Source organism: Streptomyces pristinaespiralis, from assembly GCF_001278075.1.
Taxonomy (GTDB): domain Bacteria; phylum Actinomycetota; class Actinomycetes; order Streptomycetales; family Streptomycetaceae; genus Streptomyces; species Streptomyces pristinaespiralis.
Window position 1 is genome coordinate 7,934,834 of record NZ_CP011340.1, and the last position, 23,001, is coordinate 7,957,834.

The 23,001-nt window shown below is 71.7% G+C and carries 24 protein-coding genes; 13 read left to right on the top strand and 11 right to left on the bottom strand.

What is annotated here, in order from left to right:
- Positions 1-2: 2 nt before the first annotated feature.
- Entirely contained in the window at positions 3-1,319 is a 1,317-nt protein-coding gene (locus SPRI_RS34055; RefSeq protein ID WP_005321192.1) for a PP2C family protein-serine/threonine phosphatase, read from the bottom strand.
- Positions 1,320-1,707: 388 nt separating this feature from the next.
- On the opposite strand from SPRI_RS34055, the gene SPRI_RS34060 reads away from it, so the two are divergent.
- Both SPRI_RS34060 and SPRI_RS34065 read left to right on the top strand, forming a co-directional pair.
- On the top strand, positions 1,708-2,544 hold the full coding sequence (locus tag SPRI_RS34060; RefSeq protein WP_078951331.1) for an HAD family hydrolase: 837 nt from the start codon (positions 1,708-1,710) through the stop codon (positions 2,542-2,544).
- Positions 2,545-2,546: 2 nt separating this feature from the next.
- A complete protein-coding gene (locus SPRI_RS34065; RefSeq protein WP_005321194.1) occupies positions 2,547-4,964 on the top strand; it encodes a glycoside hydrolase family 65 protein in 2,418 nt (805 codons plus the stop codon).
- 147 nt (positions 4,965-5,111) lie between these two features.
- Here the strand turns inward: SPRI_RS34065 and SPRI_RS34070 are convergent, their stop codons facing one another.
- Positions 5,112-5,552, bottom strand: coding sequence for an ATP-binding protein (locus SPRI_RS34070; RefSeq protein ID WP_106428578.1), 441 nt, complete (start codon positions 5,550-5,552; stop codon positions 5,112-5,114).
- Between the two features lie 264 nt (positions 5,553-5,816).
- Here SPRI_RS34070 and SPRI_RS34075 point away from each other — a divergent pair, with 264 nt between their 5' ends.
- A complete protein-coding gene (locus tag SPRI_RS34075; RefSeq protein WP_005321196.1) occupies positions 5,817-6,050 on the top strand; it encodes a DUF397 domain-containing protein in 234 nt (77 codons plus the stop codon).
- Positions 6,051-6,140: 90 nt separating this feature from the next.
- Positions 6,141-7,043 (top strand): helix-turn-helix domain-containing protein, encoded by a 903-nt coding sequence (locus tag SPRI_RS34080; RefSeq protein WP_053557644.1) that lies wholly within the window; start codon positions 6,141-6,143, stop codon positions 7,041-7,043.
- Between the two features lie 144 nt (positions 7,044-7,187).
- On the opposite strand, the gene SPRI_RS34085 is transcribed toward SPRI_RS34080, so the two are convergent.
- Together SPRI_RS34085 and SPRI_RS34090 are read right to left on the bottom strand one after the other, a co-directional pair.
- Positions 7,188-7,997, bottom strand: a complete 810-nt coding sequence (locus SPRI_RS34085) for an SAM-dependent methyltransferase (protein ID WP_005321198.1) — start codon at positions 7,995-7,997, stop codon at positions 7,188-7,190.
- Between the two features lie 167 nt (positions 7,998-8,164).
- Positions 8,165-9,070, bottom strand: a complete 906-nt coding sequence (locus SPRI_RS34090; RefSeq protein ID WP_005321201.1) for a LysR family transcriptional regulator — start codon at positions 9,068-9,070, stop codon at positions 8,165-8,167.
- 119 nt (positions 9,071-9,189) lie between these two features.
- Between SPRI_RS34090 and SPRI_RS34095 the strand changes: the two genes are divergently transcribed.
- From SPRI_RS34095 to SPRI_RS34105, 3 genes are all read left to right on the top strand, one after another.
- On the top strand, positions 9,190-9,894 hold the full coding sequence (locus SPRI_RS34095) for a type 1 glutamine amidotransferase domain-containing protein (protein WP_005321202.1): 705 nt from the start codon (positions 9,190-9,192) through the stop codon (positions 9,892-9,894).
- Between the two features lie 338 nt (positions 9,895-10,232).
- On the top strand, positions 10,233-11,054 hold the full coding sequence (locus SPRI_RS34100; protein ID WP_005321204.1) for a VOC family protein: 822 nt from the start codon (positions 10,233-10,235) through the stop codon (positions 11,052-11,054).
- A 29-nt stretch (positions 11,055-11,083) separates the two neighbouring features.
- A complete protein-coding gene (locus tag SPRI_RS34105) occupies positions 11,084-11,764 on the top strand; it encodes an HAD family hydrolase (RefSeq protein WP_037775496.1) in 681 nt (226 codons plus the stop codon).
- A 16-nt stretch (positions 11,765-11,780) separates the two neighbouring features.
- Here the strand turns inward: SPRI_RS34105 and SPRI_RS34110 are convergent, their stop codons facing one another.
- A complete protein-coding gene (locus tag SPRI_RS34110) occupies positions 11,781-12,818 on the bottom strand; it encodes an NAD-dependent epimerase/dehydratase family protein (RefSeq protein ID WP_005321208.1) in 1,038 nt (345 codons plus the stop codon).
- A gap of 182 nt (positions 12,819-13,000) precedes the next feature.
- On the opposite strand from SPRI_RS34110, the gene SPRI_RS34115 reads away from it, so the two are divergent.
- The 5 genes from SPRI_RS34115 to SPRI_RS34135 all read left to right on the top strand — a co-directional run bounded on the left by SPRI_RS34115 (position 13,001) and on the right by SPRI_RS34135 (position 16,646).
- On the top strand, positions 13,001-13,684 hold the full coding sequence (locus SPRI_RS34115; protein WP_037775497.1) for a HemK2/MTQ2 family protein methyltransferase: 684 nt from the start codon (positions 13,001-13,003) through the stop codon (positions 13,682-13,684).
- Positions 13,685-13,736: 52 nt separating this feature from the next.
- Positions 13,737-13,883 carry a CDGSH iron-sulfur domain-containing protein gene (locus SPRI_RS34120; RefSeq protein ID WP_078535547.1) on the top strand — a complete coding sequence of 49 codons (147 nt, stop codon included), beginning with the start codon at positions 13,737-13,739 and terminating at the stop codon, positions 13,881-13,883.
- Positions 13,884-13,886: 3 nt separating this feature from the next.
- Positions 13,887-14,900 (top strand): iron-containing redox enzyme family protein, encoded by a 1,014-nt coding sequence (locus SPRI_RS34125; RefSeq protein WP_005321214.1) that lies wholly within the window; start codon positions 13,887-13,889, stop codon positions 14,898-14,900.
- A gap of 189 nt (positions 14,901-15,089) precedes the next feature.
- The gene (locus SPRI_RS34130; protein ID WP_005321215.1) at positions 15,090-15,341 is read left to right on the top strand and encodes a DUF5133 domain-containing protein; all 252 of its coding nucleotides are present in this window, start codon (positions 15,090-15,092) and stop codon (positions 15,339-15,341) included.
- Positions 15,342-15,440: 99 nt separating this feature from the next.
- Positions 15,441-16,646 carry an FUSC family protein gene (locus SPRI_RS34135; RefSeq protein ID WP_037777309.1) on the top strand — a complete coding sequence of 402 codons (1,206 nt, stop codon included), beginning with the start codon at positions 15,441-15,443 and terminating at the stop codon, positions 16,644-16,646.
- Between the two features lie 289 nt (positions 16,647-16,935).
- Here the strand turns inward: SPRI_RS34135 and SPRI_RS34140 are convergent, their stop codons facing one another.
- On the bottom strand, positions 16,936-18,183 hold the full coding sequence (locus SPRI_RS34140; RefSeq protein WP_053557645.1) for a cytochrome P450: 1,248 nt from the start codon (positions 18,181-18,183) through the stop codon (positions 16,936-16,938).
- Positions 18,184-18,237: 54 nt separating this feature from the next.
- Positions 18,238-18,930 carry an ANTAR domain-containing response regulator gene (locus SPRI_RS34145; RefSeq protein WP_037775499.1) on the bottom strand — a complete coding sequence of 231 codons (693 nt, stop codon included), beginning with the start codon at positions 18,928-18,930 and terminating at the stop codon, positions 18,238-18,240.
- Between the two features lie 119 nt (positions 18,931-19,049).
- Here SPRI_RS34145 and SPRI_RS34150 point away from each other — a divergent pair, with 119 nt between their 5' ends.
- Positions 19,050-20,228 carry a PAS domain-containing protein gene (locus SPRI_RS34150; protein ID WP_053557646.1) on the top strand — a complete coding sequence of 393 codons (1,179 nt, stop codon included), beginning with the start codon at positions 19,050-19,052 and terminating at the stop codon, positions 20,226-20,228.
- On the opposite strand, the gene SPRI_RS34155 is transcribed toward SPRI_RS34150, so the two are convergent.
- From SPRI_RS34155 to SPRI_RS34170, 4 genes are all read right to left on the bottom strand, one after another.
- Positions 20,209-21,027, bottom strand: a complete 819-nt coding sequence (locus SPRI_RS34155; protein ID WP_005321223.1) for a SigB/SigF/SigG family RNA polymerase sigma factor — start codon at positions 21,025-21,027, stop codon at positions 20,209-20,211. The two genes, SPRI_RS34150 and SPRI_RS34155, sit on opposite strands and share 20 nt — an antisense overlap.
- Before the next feature lie 164 nt (positions 21,028-21,191).
- Positions 21,192-21,944, bottom strand: a complete 753-nt coding sequence (locus SPRI_RS34160; protein ID WP_037775503.1) for a metallophosphoesterase family protein — start codon at positions 21,942-21,944, stop codon at positions 21,192-21,194.
- Positions 21,941-22,195, bottom strand: a complete 255-nt coding sequence (locus tag SPRI_RS34165; protein WP_005321225.1) for a BON domain-containing protein — start codon at positions 22,193-22,195, stop codon at positions 21,941-21,943. The genes SPRI_RS34160 and SPRI_RS34165 overlap by 4 nt, the downstream gene beginning before the upstream one ends.
- Positions 22,182-22,877 carry a nucleotidyltransferase family protein gene (locus SPRI_RS34170; protein WP_005321226.1) on the bottom strand — a complete coding sequence of 232 codons (696 nt, stop codon included), beginning with the start codon at positions 22,875-22,877 and terminating at the stop codon, positions 22,182-22,184. Before SPRI_RS34170 ends, SPRI_RS34165 begins: the two co-directional genes overlap by 14 nt.
- Positions 22,878-23,001 lie beyond the last annotated feature (124 nt).

Sequence of the window (23,001 nt, forward strand, 5' to 3'; positions counted from 1 at the left end):
GCTCACGGGGCGAGGCGGGCAGCGAGGAGCGCGACGTCGTCGTGGAACGCGTAGTGGCCGTGCGCGAGGAGCGCGTCGCAGAGCTCGGGGAGCGGGGCGGAGGCCCGGACGGCCGCGATGCCGGTCGCGTCTGCCATCCCCTCGTCGATGGACCGGCGGGGGTGCTCGACCAGCCCGTCGGTGTGCAGCAGCAGTGTGCTGCCGGGCGGCAGCAGCTCCGTGTGGTCCACCCGCTCCATCACCGGATCGACACCCAGGGGCAGTCCGGTGTCCGTCTCCAGGTAGCGGGCCCGGTGGTCCGGCGTGACCAGCAGCGGCGGCAGGTGGCCCGCGCTCGACCAGTGCAGCCGCTTGCCGTGGGCGCTGGGCTCGAGCCTGGCGATGATGACGGTGGCCATCGGGCCGCCGTGCAGTTCGTGCAGGACCTCGTCGAGCCGGCGCAGGATCCGGCTCGGAGGCTCCTCCTCCTCGAACGCGATCACCCGCAGCATGTTGCTGATCTGGCTCATCACGGTGGCCGCTTCGAGGCCGTGGCCCATCACGTCGCCGACCATCAGGCACGGCACGCGGCCCGGCAGCCGGACGAGGTCGTACCAGTCGCCGCCGATCCGCGGCGCCTCGGTGGAGGGCTGGTACCTGGCCTCGAGCTCCAGGTCCTCACGGCGGGGCATCCGGGGGAGCAGTCTGCGCTGGAAGTCCTCCGTGGCATGCCGCAACTGGTCGTACAGGCGGGCGTTCTCGATGGCCACTCCGGCGGCACCGGCCAGCGCGACAACGATGTTCTCGTCGTCGTCCGTGAAGGGCTCGCCGCTCTTCCGGTCGGCCAGGTAGAGCGTGCCGTAGAGCTTGTCCCGCACGCGGATCGGCACTCCGAGCAGGTTGGTCATCGCGGGGTGGCCCGCCGGGAAGCCGACCGCGTGGGGGTGTTCCGCCACATGATCGACGCGCAGCGGGTGGGGGTCGCGGACCAGCTCGCCGAGGAGGCCGGTGCCGTGCGGCAGCCGGTCGCCGAGGGCGGCGAACTGGTCGCGGCCGAAACCCGAGGTGATCAGCTCGGTGAACTCACCGGCGTCGTCCAGCACGCCGAGCGCCGCGTACCGGGCCTGCGCCAGCTGCCGGGCGGTCTCGTTGATCGTGCGCAGCACGGAGTCGAGCTCCAGTTCCTTGCTGATCGCGAGGACGGCGCCGAGCAGTTCCCGTACGCGTCCGTGCGCGTGCGCGACCTGCTGGAGACCGTCCTGGATCTGGTCCAGGTAGCCACCCTCGGCGGGAGCAGGGGACTGCAGGTCCTCGGGGCCGTCCGGAACTCGTTGTGCCATCGAAGGGCCCTTCGCTGGGTTTCGTGGCGGACCGCTCTTCCAGCGGCGGGTACCCATCCGCCCGGGAGCGACTCACGGCGACGGCGGGGGAGACGCGAACCTCCTGGCGACCTCGCTCCGGTGCCACGGCAGATCGTCCGGCCATAGGCGCGGCAGGAGACGGCCGCCTGCCGCCACGGCGCATGCCGGACCGCCCCGTGGGCACGCGCAGGCCACAGGCTTCAGCGCGCAGAGCACGGCGTACGCGGCCATCCTTAATCGCGTGGCCGCCTCCACCGGGCGACGCGGGCGGCCCGCGCCCACGGGGTCGCTGAGCAGGGAGGACCGACATGAACGTACGCGTGTGCCGCGCACCGTCCGACCGGGTCGGCGACCCGGACACGCGGCCGTGAGCGGGTCCCGCTGGCGTGGCGTCGACGCCGTCGTCCTCGACACCGACGGCGTGATCACCGACTCCGCCAAGATCCACGCCGCAGCCTGGAAGACGGCCTTCGACGCCTGCCTGCTCGCCCATCCGCCCGACGACCCCGCTGCCCGCCGGCCCTTCGACGTCCGGGACGACTATCTGAGGCACGTCGACGGGCGGTCACGCCAGGACGGGGCCGCGGCGTTCCTGGCCTCGCGCGGGCTGCGGCTGCCCCGGGGAAGCCCTGACGACTCCCCGGGCACGGACACGGTGGGCGCCGTCGCCGCGTACAAGGAGCAGCTGTTCACCCGGCGGCTGAGCGAGCAGGGCATCGACGCCTACCCGGGCACCGCGCGACTGCTGAGGATGCTGCGCGCCCGCGCCGTCCCCCTGGCGGCCGTTTCCGCGTCCCGCCACGCACGGGAACTGATCACCCGGGCGGGTGTCCTGCCCTGTTTCGACGTCCTGGTCGACGGCGCGGAGGCGGCCCGGCTGCGGCTGCCGGGCAAGCCGGAGCCCGCGCTGTTCCTCGAGGCGGCCCGGCGGCTCGGCGTCCCCCCGGACCGGACGGCCGTCGTGGAGGACGCCCTGGCCGGCGTGGAGGCGGGCAGACGCGGCGGCTTCGCCCTCGTGATCGGCGTGGACCGTACGGGCGGCCCGGGGACGGGCGACGCCCTGCTCGAGCACGGTGCCGACCTCGTCGTACGGGACCTCGCCGAACTGCTCCCCGCCGGCACCGACGGTTCCGGCGAACCGGACGCGCCCCCGGCACCCCCTGCCCGGGCCGCCCCCGAGCCCCCAGCGCCCCCGGAGGACTGACCATGCACGAGTGGATCTGGACGTACGAGGGATACGACCCCGCGCGCGAGCGGCTGCGGGAGGCGCTGTGCACTCTCGGCAACGGCTACTTCGCCACACGGGGAGCCGCCCCCGAGTGCACCGCCGACGACACGCACTACCCGGGTACGTACGCCGCGGGCTGCTACAACCGCCTCACCTCGATCGTCGCCGGCCGGCAGGTCGAGAACGAGGACATGGTCAACCTGCCCAACTGGCTGCCCCTGCGCTTCCGTCTGTACCGCCTCGCCGGTGACGCGGCCTGGTTCACCCCGGACAGCTCGGCGCTGGCCGAACACCGCCAGAGCCTCGATCTGCGGGCGGGCACCCTCGAGCGCACCATGCGCTACGTGGCCGAGGACGGCCGGGCCCTCACCGTGCGCCAGCTGCGGCTGGTCCACATGGCCGATCCCCATCTCGCCGTGCTGCGCACCCAGTTCACGGCGGAAGGCTGGTCAGGTGACATCGAGGTCGAGGCCGCGCTCGACGGCGGGGTGACCAACAGCGGGGTGGCACGCTACCGGGAGCTGAACGGCAGCCATCTCGTCCACGTCAACGCCGGTGACGGCGAGCCCGACACCATGTGGCTGCGCTGCCGCACCACCACCTCCGACATCCGGATCGGCATGGCGGCCCGCACGGTCGCCGACGAACCGACCGACGAGGAACGGGCCCGCACCGCCCATGAACCGCTGCGTGCCGTGCAGTTCCTGAGGCTGACCCTCCCGGGAGGTGTCACCCGTACGGTCGACAAGACCGTCGCGCTGCACACCTCGAGGGACGCCGCGATCAGCGACCCGCTCCACGCGGCCGTCGGCCGGGTCGACCGGGCGCCGGGCTTCGAGGCGCTGCTGGAGTCGCACCGGGCGGCGTGGCGGCAGCTGTGGCGGAGGGGCGAGCTGGACGTGCCGGGGGAGGCCGGCAGCATTTTGCGGCTCCACCTCTTCCATGTGCTGCAGACGCTGTCCCCGCACACCGCCGACCTCGACGTCGGGGTGCCCGCCCGTGGTCTGCACGGCGAGGCGTACCGCGGCCACATCTTCTGGGACGAGCTGTTCGTCCTGCCGTATCTGAACCTGCACTTCCCCGAGGTCTCCCGGGCCCTGCTCATGTACCGGTACCGCAGGCTGGAACAGGCCCGCGTGCTGGCCCGCGACGCCGGCCACATCGGCGCCATGTACCCGTGGCAGAGCGGCAGCGACGGTCGCGAGGAGACGCAGGAGCTGCACCTCAACCCGCGGTCCGGACGCTGGCTGCCGGACCACTCCCGCCTCCAGCACCACGTCGGGTCCGCCATCGCGTACAACGTGTGGCAGTACTGCGAGGCGAGCGGCGACGCGGAGTTCCTGCACACCAAGGGCGCGGAGATGCTCACCCAGATCGCGCGGTTCTGGGCCGGATTCGCCCAGTACGACAAGCAGTTGGAGCGTTACCGCATCCGCGGCGTGGTCGGCCCCGACGAGTACCACGAGGCGTATCCGGGCTCCTGTCTGCCGGGGCTGGACGACAACGCGTACACGAACGTCACCGCGGTGTGGGTGCTGGCCCGCGCCCTCGAGGTGGTGCGCGAACTGCCCGAGCCGCGCCGCCGGGAGCTGTACGAGCGCATCGGCCTCGACCGAGGGGAGCTGGCCCGCTGGGAGGAGGTGTCACGACGGATGTACGTGCCCTTCCACGACGGTGTCATCAGCCAGTTCCACGGTTACGGCGACCTGGAGGAGCTCGACTGGGACGGCCTGCGCGCCCGGCACGGGGACATCCGCCGCCTCGACCGGGTGCTGGAGGCGGAGAACGACACCGTGAACCGCTACCAGGCCTCCAAGCAGGCCGACGTGCTGATGCTCGGCTACCTCTTCTCGCCGGCCGAACTGAGCGGTCTGTTCAGGAGGTTGGGTCACGAACTGGACGAGGAGACCTGGCACCGGACCGTCGACTACTACCTGAAGCGCACCAGCCACGGCTCGACCCTCAGCGGCCTCGTCCACGGATGGGTGCTGGCGCGTGTACGGCGCGAGGACGCGTGGACCTACGTCAGGGAGGCGCTGGAGGGCGACATCGCCGACCTGCAGGGCGGCACCACGGAGGAAGGCATCCATCTCGGGGCGATGGCCGGCACGCTCGACCTGGTGCAGCGCGGTCTGACCGGGATGGAGACCCGTGGCGGGGCGCTGTGGTTCGACCCCGTGCACTCGCCGCAGCTTGCCGAGTACGGCTTCTCCGTCCGCTACCACGGGCATTGGGGGGTGCGGGTGCGGATGCGGCCCGGAGAACTGCACATCGGCGTGCCGGCCTCCGACGGTGGACCGATCGACGTGCGGCTCCCGGACCGGACCGTGTCGGTCGAGCCGGGCGGCTCCCGTCTGCTGATGCTGCCCGACGACGGGCACCGGCCCTCGCCCTGACCGGCCCTCGCCTTGACCGGGCCTCGCCTTGGCCGGGACTCGCCTTGGCCGGCCCTCGCCTTGGCCGGGCCTCGCCCTGACCGGGCGGCAGCGGCCTCCGCCCTCGGCGCCGGCCCCCTGACCGGCCGGGGGCCGTTCGTCCGTGGCTCAGGGGGTGTCTTCCTGTCCCGGCAACGGCAGGGACGCCCACACGGTCTTGCCCGCAGGAGGTGTCGGCCGCCAGGACCAGCTGTCGCTCAGCGAGTTGACGAGGAGCAGGCCGCGGCCGCCCGAGGCGGCCGGGCCGGGATCACCGAGGCGCGGCGGCGCCGGGCTGGGGTCGGTCACCGCGCAGACGAGGTGGCGGCTGTAGCGGAAGAGGCCCAGCCAGACCGGGTACTCGTCGGCGCACGGCGCGGTGGGCGGAAGGGCGTGCCGGACGGCGTTGCCGACGAGCTCGCTCACGATCAGCTCGACATCCGCCACCAAGGGCCGCAGCGCCCACTCGCGGAGGGTGCTCGCGGCGAACTTCCGTGCCTGCCCCGCGTTCCTCGGCCGGCCGTCCAGCCCGCACGCGGAGAAGCCGCCGGGGAGGACAAGTTCCTCCATGGCGTACTCCGGCGCGTCGGCGGGCATACAGGGCGGACGTTTCACGCCAGATTGCGCGAGACCGCTCCCGAAACCATGCCGTACATCGGTCTCAGGGAGCGCCGGCACGTGAGTCGTCACTGGTCATGTCTCCCTGCAGGCTTCGCCGTTCGACAGCAGACGCAGGGCGAGTATTGTCGAGCCGACCCGCGGATGCAATTGCAGATGGGATTGCATCGGTGGGATCCGGACCAAACGTGTGCGAGCAGTGAGGAGTTGATGGGCATGGAGTTCGTCAACGGAATGCAGGCCAGTGCGCTGGTGACGGTGACGTGGATCAAGAGCAGTCACAGCAACGCCACGGGGAACTGCGTGGAGATGGCGGCGCTGCCCGGCGACCTGATCGCGATCCGGAACTCGAGGGATCCGCACGGGCCGGCGCTCGTCTGCTCACGCGACGAGTTCGCGGGGTTCGTGGCAGGAGCCCGTGAGGGTGGTTTCGACGCGGTAATCGGCTGAAAACAGTCGGTGAGTGGGCGACTTCCCCATGGCCTCGCCGCGCGAGTGCTGGATACTGTCGTCGTCCCTATTTCTCCGCAGGAGCGCCTGATGGCTGCAGTCGAACCGAGTCCGTCGTTGTTCGTCCGGCCGCTGGGAGCGGTCGAGAACAACCCGACCGCCCTCAGGCTGATTCTGGGTGGCAAATTGCGCCAACTGCGGGTGAACGCCGGGCTGGATCCAGCGGACGTCGACGCCCGGCTCGGTTTCTCGCGCTCCAGGACCAGCCGGATCGAGCTGGGCCGCCACGGCTGCAAGCCGGCCGACGCCCTGGCGCTGCTGGATCTGTACGGCGTGAGCGCGGAGGAGCAGGTCGCCGAGTTCATGCGGCTGGTGACGCAGTCCCGCCAGACCGACTGGTGGCGCTCCTTCAGCGATGTCCTCTCCGACTTCTTCGAGCCGCTGGTCGCCCTGGAGGGTGCCGCGGCGACGATCCGTACCTACGAGCCGTTCTATGTGCCCGGCCTGCTCCAGACCCCCGCGTACGCCGAGGCCGTCATCCGGTCGGGACCGGGGCACCTCCTGACGCACGATGTGCGGCGCCGGGTCGAGCTGCGGCGGGAACGCCAGCGGCAGCTGGACACGCCTGAGGCGCCGCGCCTGTGGGCCGTGATCGACGAGTCCGTGCTGATGCGCACGGTGGGCGGGCCGCATGTGATGCGCGAGCAACTGCTGCACCTCGTCGGGATGATGGAGCGGCCGCGGGTGACCCTGCAGGTGGCGCCGCTGGAGGTGACGGCCTCCGTCGGCGTCGGCACGGGCGTGACCTATCTGCGTTTCGCGCTGAGCGACCTGAAGGACGCGGTCTACATCGAGCACCTGACCGACAGCACGTTCTCCCAGAAGCCGCAGGCCGTCGAGCAGTACCGTGACATGCTCGACCGGCTCGGCGCGTGCGCCCTCACGCCCAAGCAGTCGCTGGAACTGCTCCAGCAGCGCATCAAGAGCCTCTGATCGCCCCACACGTGGGCCCGCGTTCGTGATCTGACGGCCCGTACGCGTTCGGTACCCGCGCCGCGGTACGACGACGGAGGCGGCCCGGTGAGTGCTCCTCGGAGCCGGCTCGACGGACCACCGCCCGCGCGTAGTGCGGTGGAGCTACGGGATGCGCGCGACCCCGCCCCACTCGATCCATTCGTCGGTCTGCTGCACCGGTGCCAGATCGGTGTCGGGACGCCAGGTGGAGACCTCCACCAGCCCGGGCTCCAGTATCTCCATGCCGTCGAGGTAGGCGGCGACCTCGTGCTCCTCGCGGACCCGGCCCCAGTGGTTGTCGGTGGCCTGCGCCATGAAGTCGGTGACGAACTTGCGGATCTCCGGCCGGTCGCTCACCAGTTGGCAGACGACGAGGAAGCTGCCCGGCGCCAGCCGTTCGGCGACCCGCCGCACGAGACCCGCCGGATCGGCCTCGTCCGGGATGCAGTGCATCACCGACACGAAGAGAGCCGCGACAGGCTGGCTGAAATCGATCAGCCGCCGGGTCTCTTCGTGGTCGAAGATACCGTCGGTGTCGCGCATGTCGGCCTGGATGACCGTGGTGCGGTCGTTCTCGTCGAGCAGGGCCCTGCCGTGCGCGAGCACGATGGGATCGTTGTCGACGTAGACGACCCTGGAGGCGGGATCGACCGACTGCGCGACCTGGTGGACGTTGTCCTGGGTCGGCAGACCGGATCCGTGGTCGATGAACTGGCGGATGCCGTACTCGGTCGCCAGCATCCGCACGACACGCCGAAGGAAGCGGCGGTTGTTGACGGCGAGTGTCTTGGTGCTGGGGACCTGCTTCAGAAGTTCTTCGCAGGCTTCTCGGTCCGACTGGTAGTTGTCGTCGCCCCCCAGGAAGTAGTCGTACATACGTGCCACGCTGGGCACTTTGGTGTCGATGGCGTCGGGGCGCCACGAACTCTGCATCCAGTCCTCACCCGCGTTGATGGAGATCCGGTTCTGTGGGATCCACATGCTAGGGAGACGCCGCACGGCGGTACAGACGGATGGTGGGGGCAGCGGCTCCGGTACGTCGGCTTTCGGCCAGGGCGCTCCGTCCCAACTGTCCCACTCCTACCATGCGTTACGGCCGGTCAGAGCGCGCCCCACGAGTGGGCCCGGGTGCGGAGGTGGTCGTGGACCAGCGCCAGGGGCGGATGGACGAGGGCGCCGGCCCTGGTCGCCAGGTAGAGGGTGTTGAGCGGCGGGGCGGCGGGCTCGTGGAGCAGTTCGACGGAGCCCGCGGCGAGGGCCGGCTCGGCGAGATAGCGGGGCAGGGCGCTCACCCCCGCGCCCGCGATCACGGCGGCCAGAACGGCCCGCAGGTCCGGGACGATCACGGAGATGCTGTTCGGCGGCCGGCGGTCGAACTCGCTCAGCCAGTAGCGGCGGACGATCGGCAGGTCGTCCGCGTAACCGACCAGCGGGAGATGGGCGAGCGCCTCCACCGGATCGCCGGCCAGCCGCGCGTTGTCGACAGTGCGGGCCAGGGACGGCGCGCCGACGAGAACGAACTCCTCGTCGATGAGCGGCGTGGCCACGATGTCCTGCTGCGTGGGCCGTATGGCGGACACAACCAGCTCCACGTGTCCCTCCGTGAGGGCGGCGAGCAGATCGCGGGCGAGGCCCAGCGTCACATGGATGCGCAGTCCCCGAGTGGTCAGCGGCGCCAGCGTGGGCAGGACGCGCATGGCCATCAGCTCGCCGGGGCCCGCGATCCGTACGGTCCCGACATGCGCCGCCCCCGCCCGCGACGGTTCCAGCGCCGCGCGCAGCTCGTCGAGGTGCGTGCCGACGCGGGCGGCGAGATCGGCCGCGTGCGCGGTGGGGGTGACGCCTTTGCGTGAGCGGACGAACAACTGCTCACCCATCTGGTCCTCCAGCCTGGCCAGCTGCCCGCTGACGGCCGGCTGGGTGAGCCCGAGGCGCTCGGCGGCGGCGGAGAGCGACCCGCAGCGGTAGATCTCCAGGAAGGTAGACAGCAGATCCAGTCCCGGCACGCAACCCTCGTTCCATAAGAGAAGTTATGACGCTCATGATGCCCGCGGATGATGCGGGGGCAAAGCTGGGGTTGTCCGTAGCGAACCGCAACACATCCGAGCGAAGTAAGGACTGCTCCATGTCGAAGATCCTCATGGTCGTTTCCGGAGCCGACAGCCTCAAGCTGTCCGACGGCACCAGCCACCCCACCGGCTACTGGGCCGAGGAACTGGCCGCCTCGCACGAGGTGCTCCGGAAGGCGGGCCACGACGTGGTCATCGCGACCCCCGGCGGCGTCCGGCCGACCGTGGACCCCATCAGCCTCGACGAGCGCGGCGGCGTGGAGGAGGCGGACGCCAAGAGGTTCCGGGCCTACCTGGACGCCATCGACGCGGAACTCGCCCGTCCCACCGATCTCTCCACGGTGTCGGCCGGCGACTACGACGCGGTGTACATCCCCGGCGGTCACGGCCCGATGGCCGACCTCGCCGTCAGTGCGGACCTCGGCCGGCTGCTGACCGACGCCGACGCCCAGGGCAAGATCGTCGCGGCCCTCTGCCACGGTCCCGCCGCGCTGCTCAGCGCCGTCGGCGAGGACGGCTCCTTCGCCTTCTCCGGGCGTGAGATGACCACGTTCAGTGACGAGGAGGAGCAGCAGGGCGGCCTCGGCGACAAGTCGCCCTACCTGGTCGAGTCGCGCCTGCGCGAGCTCGGCGCGGTGGTCCGGCCGGGCGGCGCGTGGGAGAGCCGCGTCGTCGTCGACGGCAACCTCGTCACCGGCCAGAACCCGCAGTCCAGCGCCGACACGGCGCGGCAGGTGGTCGAAGTACTGGCACGCCGCTGACCCTGCTGTCCGTTCCTGTGACGGGACCCGGCCGGGGCATTCCCCGGCCGGGTCCCGTCATGTCGCAGTGTCGCCGACCGGAGGAACCGGCGGCCGTCGGGAGGGCGCACGCCACGCCCGGGCAGGTGAGCGCTTCGCACGCGTCGGAACCCGCCCACCGCATCAGCGTTACGGATGGCCGCCACCAGGGCACTCGAGTCACGCAAGCACAGCCGGACCGGGTTACTGAAGGCTCCTCTTCGTGCACGTACGGTGACGAACGCGTTCGCCGGTCGGCCCTTCGGGGAGCACCATGGAACCGGCACCGCGTGAACCGCCCTCGACCGCCGGACATGGTGATGAACGAGAACTCGACCCCGACCGTGACCGCCGCCGCTGCCGCGTCCGCCGCGGTGTTCGGCGCTCCCTGCTGGGTCAGCCTCATGGCCCGCGATCTCCAGGCCGCCCAGGAGTTCTACGGGGCCGTGCTCGGCTGGAAGTTCCGCAAGGGAAGACTGGGCGACCAGTTCAGAGTCGCCGTGGTCGACGGTTCGCCGGTCGCCGGGATCGGGGCACTGGCACCCGCGCTGACCGTCGCCGTCGCCTGGACCCCGTACTTCGCCGTGGAGGACGCCGACCGGACCGCGGGTCGCATCCGGGAACGCAGCGGCACCGTGGCGGTGGGGCCGCTCGCCCTGTCCATGGGGCGCGGCGTGCTCGCGGCGGACCGCGACGGCGCCGTCTTCGGCCTCTGGGAGGGCGAACTGATGCGGGACTGGCCGGCCTGGCGTGACAAGGCACCCGCGTGGATCCGGCTGCTGGCCAAGGACGCCTTCGAATCGGCGATCTTCTACGGCGAGGTGTTCGACTGGGCGTCCGACCGGGCCGGCTGCTGCGAGGTCAGCTACCTGGAGGGCGCGGTCGTGCTGCACCGCGAGGGACGGGTGCTCGCCAGGCTCACCTCCGGAGCGGACGGCACCGCGGCGAACCCCCTGCTGCACCCCCGCTGGCATGTGCACTTCGCGGTGAAGAACCTCGAGGAGACGGTGCGCACGGCCGACCGGCACGGGGGCACCGTCCTCGCCGAGCGCACCACCCCGCACGGCGCCGAGGTCACCCTGCGGGACCCCGACGGCGCCATCTTCAACGTGACCGCCACGGACAACGCCGTACCGCAGTAGCACCACCCACGGGGAAGGGACCTTCAGACATGGACCGCGCCGCTGTGTTCGACGTCGACGGGACGCTGGCCGACACCAACCATCTCCATGTCGTGTGCTGGTGGGAGGCCTTCCGGCAGGCCGGACACCGCGTGGCCATGCACCACATCCACCGCTCGGTCGGGCTGGCCGGCCAGGACCTGGTGGAACATGTGCTCGGCGACGACCGGGACACGGCGCAGGACGGGGCGATCAAGGACGCCCACAAGGCGCTCTACGCGACGTACTCCGACCGGCTGCCGGCCTTCGACCAGGCGGGAGACCTGCTGCGCGCCCTGGCGGGCGACGGCTGGACCGTGGTGCTCGCGAGCTCGGCCGGCGGATCGGAGCTCGCCGCGCTACGACGGGCCATCGACGCCGACGACGCCATCTCCGCGGTCGCGGGCGCCGACGACGTGGCGGAGGGCAAGCCCGCTCCCGAACCCGTCGAACACGCGCTGGAACTGGCCGGGGTCCCGGCCGACCGCGCCGTCTTCGTCGGCGACACGGTGTGGGACATGCAGGCCGCGTCCCGGGCGGGGGTGCGGTGCGTGGCGCTGCTGTGCGGAGGGATCCCGCGTACCGCACTGGAGGCCGCCGGAGCGGCGGCCGTCTTCGACGATCCGGCGGATCTGCTGGCCCGCATCAGCACCGCGCCGTTCGCCGAACTGCTGGAGCCGTCCGGACGTTAGGGTGCCGCGCCGTGCTTCAGTGTGCCCGGTGGCCCACCAACGGTGCCGTCCGCTCGCCGGAACCCTTGCGGACGCCGCGCAGGAACTCCTCCAGCGCCGCCTTGGCCGAGTGCCGCGGCTCCCAGTCCAGCTCCTCCCTGGCCCGGGCCGTGCTCATCACCGGCATCCGCAGCAGCGCGTCGAACAGCTGAGGCGACGCCGGTACGGCGCGCAGTCCCCATGCGGCCGACACCACCGCGTGTGCCGCCTGCCGCGGGACCCGCACCACCTTCGCCTTCAGCAGGTCGCCGAGGGTCCGTGCGTCGACCACCGGCTCGGCGGCGAGGTTGAACGCCCCGCGCGCGTCGAGCAGCACGGCGGACAGATACGCCTGCGCCGCGTCGTCGGTGTGCAGTGCCTGGAAGCGCAGTCCTTCGATGTCGGGCACGAAGGGAAGCAGTCCCGGCCTGATCAGCGGGCCCGGCAGGAACTTCCCGGCGAAGATCCGGCGCTGCTCGCTGGCGGACGTCTCCTTGAACATGAACGCCGGTCGCATGCGTACCACGCGGGTGCTGGATTGCCGCAGCTCGAAGGCGTCGAGCGCCCGCTCCAGATAGGACTTCTCGCGGCAGTAGGCCGCCTCCGGCCAGCCGTGGGTGGGCCACGACTCGTCGACGCCGGGGCCGGTCTTCGGGCCCGGCGTGTAGGCGCCGACCGACGAGGCGTGGACGAGTGCCGGTACCTGCGCGGCGGCGACCGCGTCGAAGAGCCGCAACGACCCGAGGACGTTGGTCTGCCAGGTCGTGGCGGGGGAGTGGGTCGGCTGGAAGCGCCACGCGAGGTGGATCACGGCGTCGGCTCCCTCCAGATGCCGCACGAGCCGTTCACCGGCGTCCTCGCGGGCCAGATCCACGGCCGCCCAGGACGTCCGCGAGATGTCCAGGTCGGGTACGCGTCGTGCGAGGCCGAGGACCGACGCGATCCGCGAGTCGCCCGCGAGCGCCCTCATCACGCTCGTGCCCACATTTCCGGTGGCCCCGGTGACCACCACCCGCAGTCCTGTCTTCACGCTCATCAGCCACTCCGTGGGGTTCCCGGAAAAGAACCGGCTGCCGACCGGGTCCCCGGCGGGCGCGTACCGAAACGGATGAAACCCGCGGTGGTGGGCACACGGGATCAAGAAGCCGGGCAACGGGATCAAGAAATCGCCGGATCGGCACCGGCCGCCGCCGGCTCAGTCTGCCGAAGGAGCCTGGAATGACAAGTCTGCCGGGAGTGGACCGGGGCGCAGTGGCGCTCGTGCTCGCCCCGGGTGTGTACGCCCCGCAGAGCGACACGTTTCTGCTCGCGGACGCGCTCGAGCGTGAACCGCTGAAGCCTGGTGCCGAGGTGCTCGACGTGGGCACCGGCACCGGAGCGCTGGCCCTGACGGCCGCCCGGCGCGGCGCCCGTGTGACGGCGGTCGACCGATCATGGCGTGCCGTCGTCGCCACCCGCCTCAATGCCGTGCTCGCGCGCCGCCGGGTGCGCGTCCTGCACGGTGACCTGCTGGACCCGGCCATGGGCCGGCGCTTCGACCTGATCGTGTGCAATCCGCCCTACGTGCCCGCCCCGCACGCGCACCCGCCGCGGCGCGGCGCGGCCGTCGCCTGGGACGCGGGTCACGACGGCAGGGCCGTGCTGGACCGGATCTGCGACGGTGCCGCGGAGCTGCTGAACCCTTCGGGTGCCCTGCTGATGGTGCAGTCGGCGCTCAGCGGGGTGGGGGCGACCCTCGAGCGGCTGCAGGGCGCCGGACTGGACGCCGCAGTCGTGGAGCGTCGTCTCGTCCCCTTCGGGCCGGTCCTGCGTTCGCGCAGGAAGTGGCTCGAGCGGCGGGGGCTGATCGCTCCCGACGAGGACAAGGAAGAGCTGGTGATCATCCGTGCCGAGCGAGTCTGAGGAGCGGACGGCCGAGGAGCCCTGCCGGCTGACGGTGACCCGGGAGGGGCCGATGCTGGTGGAGGGCCCCGTCGAGGTCGTACTCGACGACGGGACCACGGTGCGTTCCGACCGGTTCACCGTCGCGCTGTGCACGTGCCGGCGCAGCCGGACGTATCCGTGGTGCGACACCAGTCATCGGCGACGGAGCAGGAGGTGAACGATGACGGACGTCGTCACGGCCACGGGCGCCGCCCTTGAGGGCGAACTGCCGGGCGCGAGGGGAGATGTGTCGCAGGGCGTGCTGAACGCCCTCCGCGACCCGGCCGGCGCACGGCTGCCGCACCCCGGCTCCGCGGAGAGCGCAGACCCCCTCGGTGACGACCTGCAACTGGCCCTCTACGTCTGCTACGAGCTGCACTACCGCGGTTTCTCCGGCGTCGACCCGGCCTGGGAGTGGGACCCGGATCTGCTCGCGCTGCGCGCCGCGATGGAGCGGCGCTTCCTCCGAGCGGTCCGCGACCGGACCGCCGGTCACCTGGACGTGTACGACGCTCTGGACGAACTGCTCGTCGAACCGGTGGACGGCACAGGGGTGTCGTACTTCCTCAAGGACGAGGGACAGCTCCGGCACCTGCGCGAGTACGCCGCCATGCGCTCCCTGTACCACCTCAAGGAGGCCGATCCGCACGCCTGGGTGATCCCACGGCTGCACGGGAGGGCCAAAGCCGCCTTCGTGGCGGTCGAGTTCGACGAGTTCGGCGGCGGCCGCGCCGAGCGGGTGCACGCCCGGCTGTTCGCCGACCTGATGGCGGACCTCGGCCTCGACCCGGCCTACGGCCGGTACCTCGACGCCGCGCCCGCGGAGATGCTCGCGAACGTCAACCTGATGTCGCTGTTCGGCCTGCACCGTGCCCACCGGGGCGCGCTGGTGGGGCACTTCGCGCACGTCGAGGTGACGTCGTCACCCGGTTCGCGCAGGCTCGCCGAGGCGATGCGCCGCACCGGAGCGGGGCCGGCGGCCGAGCACTTCTACGCGGAGCACGTCACCGCCGACGCCGTGCACGAACAGATCGTGCGCCGTGACGTCATCGGTGGACTGCTGGCCGACGAACCCTCGCTCGCCTCCGACGTCGCCTTCGGGATTGCGGCGACAACCTGCCTGGAGGACCGCCTCGGTGACCGGATCATGGCCGCCTGGCGGAACGGCTCCACGAGCCTGCGTACGCCGCTGTGACGAAGGGTGAGTGTGAATACCGGCGCAGCGGCTGTGAACGGGCCCTTCCGGCGTGCCGTGGGCCCTCCATACCAGCGACTACCTACAGTAGCCAGCTGTGTGGCGGACAGGACCGCTCCGGTTCACAATGAGGCACCGGACGGACCTCGCTCCGCCGTGTCAGGGGGCCGCATAAACCGGGAGACCACGATGCTGATGCCCGACACGAGTGTGATCACCAGGCTGATTGCCCGCTACCGGGCGCAGGAACATTACGTCCTCGCCGCTCCCCACGACGACTCCGCGCGGAGACGGTTCGAGGACACCGCCTACACACTGTGTGTGCTCATGTGCGAGCGCACGGCCCGAGACGCGCTGCTGGCCGCCGAGACCTACGTGGGCCGCCGTATCCGGTCGGCCGCACCGGCCGTCGGGGAGGGCGCGGCATCCGGCGGGCGCTGAGGGGGATCCCGGACAGACCGGCACGCACGGGTCCGGGCGAGGGAGCGGGGAAGGACGAAGGTGTCAGAGGTTGAGGTCCGCACGAAGCTGCGGGCGCCGGTGGCCGGCATCGTCAGCCGGAGCAAGGAACCGGCCGTCGTACAGACCGTGCGATCGACCGCGGCGGCGACCATCTCCTACGTGGTCGCCCTGCACGTACTCGACAGCCCTGTCGCCCCGCTCACCGCGCCCCTGACCGCGCTGCTCGTCGTCCAGGTCACCCTCTACTCCACCCTCACCACCGGCGTGCGCCGGGTCAACTCCGTCGTCGTCGGCGTCCTCATCGCCATCGGCTTCAGCGCGCTCGTCGGCCTGACCTGGTGGAGCCTCGGACTGATCATCCTGGCCTCGCTGGTCGTCGGCAGATTCGTGCGGGTCGACGAGTTCGTCCCCGAGGTCGCGATCAGCGCGATGCTCGTGCTCGGCGTGACCCAGGTGACCGACACCGCCTGGGACCGGGTGCTCGAGACGCTCATCGGCGCCGTCGTGGGGCTGCTCTTCAACATGCTGTTCGTACCGCCGGTGTGGGTCGAGGCCGCCGGGGAGTCGATCGAGGATCTCGGGCGGCGCATGCGACGGCTCCTCCTGCACATCGGCGAGGAGCTGACGAGCCCCACCCCGGTCGAGCAGGCGGCGGCCCGGCTCCACGAGGCGCGCAGGCTCGACAACGACATCGCCGAGGTGGACGCGGCGCTGCGCCAGGCCGAGGACAGCCTCCGCTTCAATCCCCGGGTCAAGGAAGGGCTGTTGCACCGCATCGTGCTCCGCACAGGCCTCGACACCCTGGAGATCTGCGCCGTCGTCCTGCGGGTGCTGGCCCGCACCATCACCGACCTCGCGAAGGAACGACGCGAGGAGGAACTGTTCTCCCACGAGGTCGGCGTCGCACTCGAGGAACTCCTCGCGCACGTCGCCGACACGCTGGTGAGCTTCGCCGTCCTCGTCACCACCCAGACCAGCGAGAGCGCCGACGCGGCCGAGGAGCGGCTGACCGGTGAACTCGCCGCCGCCCGCGCCAGCCGGGACAACGCCGCCGATCTGCTGCTCAAGGGCGTCCAGCGACAGCCGCGCCACTGGCAGCTGCACGGCGCGCTGCTGACCGAGATCGACCGCATCCTCGACGAACTGGACATGGACCACCGGTCGCGGCGCCTGATGGAGGAGCTCGACCGTCACACCCGGGAACGGCGGGAGAGGCGCCCGCGGCTGTCGGCACTCCGCGACTGGCTGTGGGGCAGGACGCCGCGCCGCGGTGCCGCCCGCTGACCGGCGTCGGCAACATCGCCAGCCGGCTCTCCGCGGAGGGCAGTGGACTCCCCGTCACCGACGCCCAGGTGACGAGCGGCGTCGTCGCCGACGCCGTCCTCGCGTTCTGCATCGGCGCGGGCCTGATGGTCGCCGCCGGCCTGGTGGCCGTCTTCTTCGCCGTCGCGGCCGAACGCAAATCTCTGGAGGACATCGCGACGCCGTTGTCCGGCGCCGCGGCCAAGGGCGACGGAACTCCGGGCGCGCCGGGCGTCCGACCGCACGCCGGGGTCCGCCGCCCCGGATCCGTTCAGCCGGTGCGCGCCGGCAGGGCGGCCAGCAGGAAGCCGTCGACCGGGCGGGTCGGGACCCGGCGCAGGGGGATCGACAGGTCCTGCGGCGGCACACCGTGCTCCAGTCGCGCGAGCCGTGGCGCGAGGGCCTTCAGCAGCGCGACCGTGACGTCCTCGCCCGGACACCGGTGCCCCGTCGCCGTGTCGCCGCCGCCCTGCGGGATGAGCAGGTCCGATCCGGCCGGCCCGCCGTCGGTGAACCGCGCGGGCTCGAAGACGTACGGGTCGGGCCAGATCGCCGGATCGTGATGGTGGCCGTAGACGTCGAGCAGCACGAGTGTGCCCTCGGCGATCCGCTCGCCCCGCCATTCAAGATCCCGCACCGCGACACCGCCCAGGAAGGGCACGAACGGGTAGAAGCGGCGGACCTCGTGGGCGAAGGCCTCCGCGTCAGCCGGTCCGCCCTCGCGCAGCAGTTCCCGCTGCCGGGGCCACCGGTGCATCGCGTGCGCGGCGAAGGCCATGAACCAGGCCACCGCCGCGGTCGGCCGGATGATGTTGAGCACTTCGACCGCGGCGGTGTGCGCGTCCAGCAGCCCGTCGTCGTCGCGGTGCAGTGCCACGGCGTGCAACGCCGAGCCGGAGTGCTCCGTCCCGCTCCCGCGGATGTCCTCGATCAGGGCGCGGAGCCGTGCTTCCTGGCGGGTACGGGCGCTGCGGGCACGCCGGTGCCGCGGTCCCGCGGTGGCGAAACCGTCGACCATCGCCACCAGGTCGCGTGCCGTGGCCCGGCCGTCGTCCTCTCCGCGGGGTACCCCCGCCCAGTCGCAGACGGCGCGGGTGATCAGCACACTCGCCTCGGTGAACAGTTCGATCCTCGGCCGGTGGGCCCACTCCGCGACAGCGGTCTCCCACTCCTTCACGGCCCGTCCGGCAAGGCCGTCCACCCCCTCCGGGTCCTTCAGGAGGGAGACGAACAGCGCTTTACGGGCTCGGTGCGCCGGGCCGTCGAGCGTATGCACCGCTCCCCGGCCGAAGAGCGTGTCCAGGACGGGCCCCGGCAGCGCGGAGCGGCGTGCGATGTGCTGTTCGTCGTAGAAGAAGGGCACCGCGTCGAGGCCGTGCAGGGCGATCGCCGGCCGGCCCATGAGCCGGGTCCTCACGGGAGCGCCGCCGCTGCGCCGCACCAGGTCGGGCAGCCAGGCGTACCCCTCGAGAAGCGCGGGCAAGGTGGCGTCGGGGCGAAGGATCTCGCGTAGTTCCATGCGGGGAAGGTTCCCCGACGATCGGGCGAAATGCTGTGATTCGCCCTGATGTGGTCACCGTGGGTGCTGCTGCGCCCGCAGACTGCGGCCCCTGCTGCGCACGATCTCCTCCGCCACGGCGCTCAGCTTGCGGTTGGTCTGCTGCGAGAAGCGCCGCATGACGTCGAAGGCCGCGGCGGGGTCGCAGCCGAGGGCGTGCATCAGGATGCCGCTGGCCTGGTCGATGACGGCGCGTGAGTCCAGGGCCGTCTCGAGCTGGTTCACCTGGGCGAGAGCCGCCCGGTAGAAGTGGTCGCGCACCAGCCCTTGGGCGAACTGCTCTCCCAGCACGACCACCGGATGATGGGCCAGATGGGCGAACGCCCCGGGGTGGAAGCTGTAGAGACTCAGCGTCACTTCCACCTCGCTGCGCCGGAACGGCATCGTGACGCTGGAGCGGATACCCGACTCCAGGGCCGCGGCACGGTATTCCGGCCAGCGCTCCTCGTCCAGCAGATCGATGGCCGCGACGGGCTCGCCCGTGTCCAGGGCGATAGAGGTGGGACCTTCGCCCGCATCGAGCTCGACGGAGATCAGGGTCGTCAGATCGGGGTGGGTGGCGGCGGCGCGGCGCTCGGCCGAGCCGTCGGTGACCGTCGTCGCCGCGCCGCAGCAGGGCTCCACACAGCGCATCGCCGCTTCCGTGAAGTCCGAAAGGTCGCGGGCGCCGGCGGCGGGTTCCACGGTCGGGTCCGTCGGGGGCAGCATTGCGAATCCTCCTTCCGCGGGTGCGGTTGCCCGCCGCCCCGCACCACAAACCCCCGGTCCCTCACGCGAACTCACTGGTCGTCCCGTTGCGCCGCCGCGCGGTCGGATAACTTTCTCCCATGGCGCAGAGCGATGAGTCCGGCGACGACCTCGAGGATTTCGTCCGCCGGGTGGCCGAGCTGAGAGCCGCGCGGGGTCTGCCGCCGGACGAGCAGCAGACCCTCCTGGACGCGGCCCTGTTCGAACTCCAGCACGTTTCGGAGACCCTGTGGCCCAAGTACGAACGCCTGGCGGCCCAGGGCCCGGCCCGGGCGTCGGCGGACCGCACCGAGCTCCAGCTCCTGCGGGCCCTCTTCCAGCGGCTTCCGCTGCCCGTGGCCCTCATCGGCGGTGACACGGTCGTCCGCCGGATGAACCTCGCCGCCACGGACCTCACCGGTGTACGCGCCGGCTACGCCGCCGGCCGGCCGCTGTCCGGGCTGCTGCGCCCCGGCGACCGCAGCGCCCTGCGCTCGCAGGCGGCCGCCGTCGCCAGGGGAGAGGGGCCGCGCAGCCTGCGCGTACATCTGCAGCAGCGTCCGGAGGAGACGCTGCGGGCCACACTCACCGCACTGCGCCCGCCGAACGAACCGCACCCCGCCGTGCTCATGGTCCTCCAGTCCGACATGGTCCACGACCGGCAGGACGGCGGCCGGTCCGGCGCCCCGGCCGGCCGCACCGGGACCAGACTGCGCCGCGCCACCGCCCCCGACCTCGCGGAGGTCGCCGCGCACGCGGCCCAGATCGACCTTCTGGACGGCATGACCACCGCGCTGCTGTCCGCCCCCGTCGGCGAACCGGAAGCGGTGCTGGACGCGGCGGCGGCGGTGCTCGCCGCCCACGGCGCGGACTGGGCCGTCGCCGACCTCGTGACCGGAGCCGGTCTGCGCCGCATCGCCGTGAAGGGCCCGTCCGGCGAGGAGGCGGCCGCGCTGGCGGCACGGATGGCGGCCCAGGACCCGGCCGGCTGCCCGATCGTCGTCGACTGCGCCCGGGAGGGCTCCTCGCTGCTCCAGGTGCGCCCGGAGGACCTCGACTGCTTCGGCCGGGACGCGGACGGTGACTCCGTCCTCGTACAGGCCGACGTGACGTCCCTGCTCTGCGTGCCCGTCCAGGAACGCCGTGAGGGAGGGGGGCGGGTCCTCGGGGTGCTGTCGCTGTTCCGCAGTGGGGGCACGCACGCGTTCTCGATGGCGCACGCCCGTGCCGTCGACGTCGTCTCGCGGCATGTCGCGCTGGCTATGCGGCGCGCCGTATGACGTCCTCGCGCAGGGCCTCGTCGCGCATGACCTCGTTCCGCAGCTGGTCGCAGCACCGGCTGATCAGCCGGGACACGTGCATCTGGGAGATCCCCAGCGTCTGGGCGATGCTGCTCTGGGTCATGTCGCGGAAGAAGCGCATGTACAGGATGTTCTGCTCACGCTCGGGCAGCTTGCGCAGTCCCGGCTTCACCGCCTCGCGGTCCACCAGCACGTCGATCGCGGGATCGGCCGAGCCCAGGGTGTCGCTGAGCGAGTAGCCGTCGTCCGCGCCCGGGAGCTCCGCGTCGAGGGACAGCGCGGTGAAACTCTCCAGCGCCTCAAGACCGACCAGGGCGTCCTCCTCGGAGACGCCGGCGCGTTCGGCGATCTCGGCGACGGTCGGGGCGCGCCCCGAGACCGTCTGCACGAGGTCCTGGCGGGCGAACCGGACGCGGTTACGCAGATCCTGGACGCGGCGCGGCACGTGCAGGGCCCACATGTGGTCGCGGAAGTGCCGCTTGACCTCGCCCACGACGGTGGGCACCGCGAAGCTCTCGAAGGCGCCGCGCGAGGGGTCGTAGCGGTCGACCGCCTTGACCAGGCCGAGAGCGGCGACCTGCTGGAGGTCCTCGATGGACTCGCCGCGGTTGCGGAACCGGCCGGCGATCCGTTCGGCCATCGGCAGCCAGGCGGACACGATCTCCTGGCGTACTTCCTGCCGCTCGGGTCCGTCGTCGAGTTCGGCGAGCCTGCGGAAGGCGGCCGCTGTGTCGGGGGCGTCGGAGTGAGAGTGCTTGGTGTGAGCGAACGTGGGCATGATGTCGCGACTCCCTGGGATGTGGGGGCTGCAATGCCGGAAAATCGAGTCACCCGGGGATCACGGACAGGGGCCTGAAACGCCCGGAGCATCCGCTCCCACGGGGCGTGCCTCCTGTCCGAAGCACAACACGCACCTGCCCGGGCGAGTGCGGCCAAAACCTCTCAGCCGACGGCCGGTACGTCGATCCGCGCATCCACCGGAAGGTGGTACACGGCGAACGCGTGGCCGATGACCGGCTGCGCGACATTACGCACCTTGACACCGCCGGCGGTCATCCCGTGCTCGGTGCCCATGTGGGCGTGGCCGTGCACCGCCAGGTGCGCCTCGCCCTCGTCGATCGCCTCCGCGAGGAGGTACGTGCCCAGGAACGGATAGATCTCCGGCGGTTCCCCGGCCAGCGTGTCGGGGACCGGCGAGAAGTGCGTGAGGGCGATGAGGACCTCGCAGCCCCGGTCCCGCAGATCGAGCAGGGAACGGGCCAGATCGGCCGCGCACAGGCGGCTGTAACGGACGAAGGACCTCATCTCCGGCTCGCCGAACTCGCCCGCGCTGCGGCCCGCGAAGCCGCCGCCGAAGCCCTTCGTGCCGGCGACGCCGACCTTGGTGCCGCCGACGTCGAGCACCGTGCCCGCGCCCTCGAGGACGGTCGCGCCGGCGCGTTCGAGTACGCCCGTCACCTCGTCCTGAAGGTCACTGTGGTAGTCGTGGTTCCCCAGGACGGCGATGACCGGCACCGGCAGCCCCTTGATCTCGTCGGCAACCACCTGTGCCTCCTCGAGCGTGCCGTGGCGGGTCAGGTCGCCCGCCAGCAGCAGCATGTCGGCACAGTCACCGAGCGTCTCCCACGCGGGGCGCAGCAGCCCTCGGCTGTCGGGCGCCAGGTGGATGTCTCCCACGGCAGCAACACGGATCACTCGAGCTCCTCGGGCCGTTCGGGGGCCGTGGCACAGGCGACCGTGAGGTCGGCCCGCACCGGCAGCCCGCCGAGTTCGGTCTCTGCGATGCGCAGGATCTCGCTCCTGCACGCGGCCGTGGACACGGTGCCCCACAGGTGCACGTATCCGCCGCGCATGTCGATCTGTACGCCCAGTTCCGAGATCTCCTCGTCCGCGAGCCGCTCCCGCAGACGAGCGATCCGGTACTCGGAAGCCTCAGGTTCCCTCATGGGGCACCTCCCGCGGCGGGATGACGTCCAGCCGCTCAAGCAGATACAGGAACGCGTCCGGCATCGGCGAGGAGGAGTGCTCGCGGCGCAGCCGGTCCCAGTCGACCCGCTCGCGCAGCGCCCGGGCGATCGGCAGCAGGGCGCCGAAGTCGCAGTGATGCTCCGACAGCGCTGTGAGGCGGCTCTCCAGCAGGTCGGACGGGGCGAGCACCGGCATGTGCACGGAGTCGACCGGCAGGATCTCGGCCCGGTCGAGCATCTCCTTGGTGACGGGGCGGTGGGCCAGTTCGAAGATCAGGTCGATCTCCTCGCCGCCCGCCCTGGCCTTCACCAGCCAGTCCTCCGGCGGCGAGACGACCTCGATCCCCCCTTCGACGAGGGTCCGCACCACGCCCTCGGCGTCCTCCCTGCGGAGGCAGAAGTCTGAGTCGTGCTGCAGCCGGATGGGCACTCCGTGCGCGTAGGCGGCCACGCTTCCGACCAGGGCGAAGGGGTACCCCGACGCCTTGAGCAGGGCGCCCACCTGTTTCGTGGCCTGAAGGATCGCCTGGGTGTGGTCCTGCGGCAGTTCTTCCGGGGCGCTCGCCGCCGGTTGGACGGCGGCGACCGCGTCGAGCGCTCCGCCGGGCCCTGAGGCCCGAGGCAGAGTTCCCGGCCGGGCCGTGTCCTGAGGGTGGTTCATTACCGCTTCTCCGTCCTGGGTCCGTCTCGGAGTTGGATAGGCCGTTCCCGCTGCTTCCCACTGTCCGGGGACGTCGTGGGGACACGACAGGTACCCCGTCGGCGGCAAATGATCCGTCCTGGGC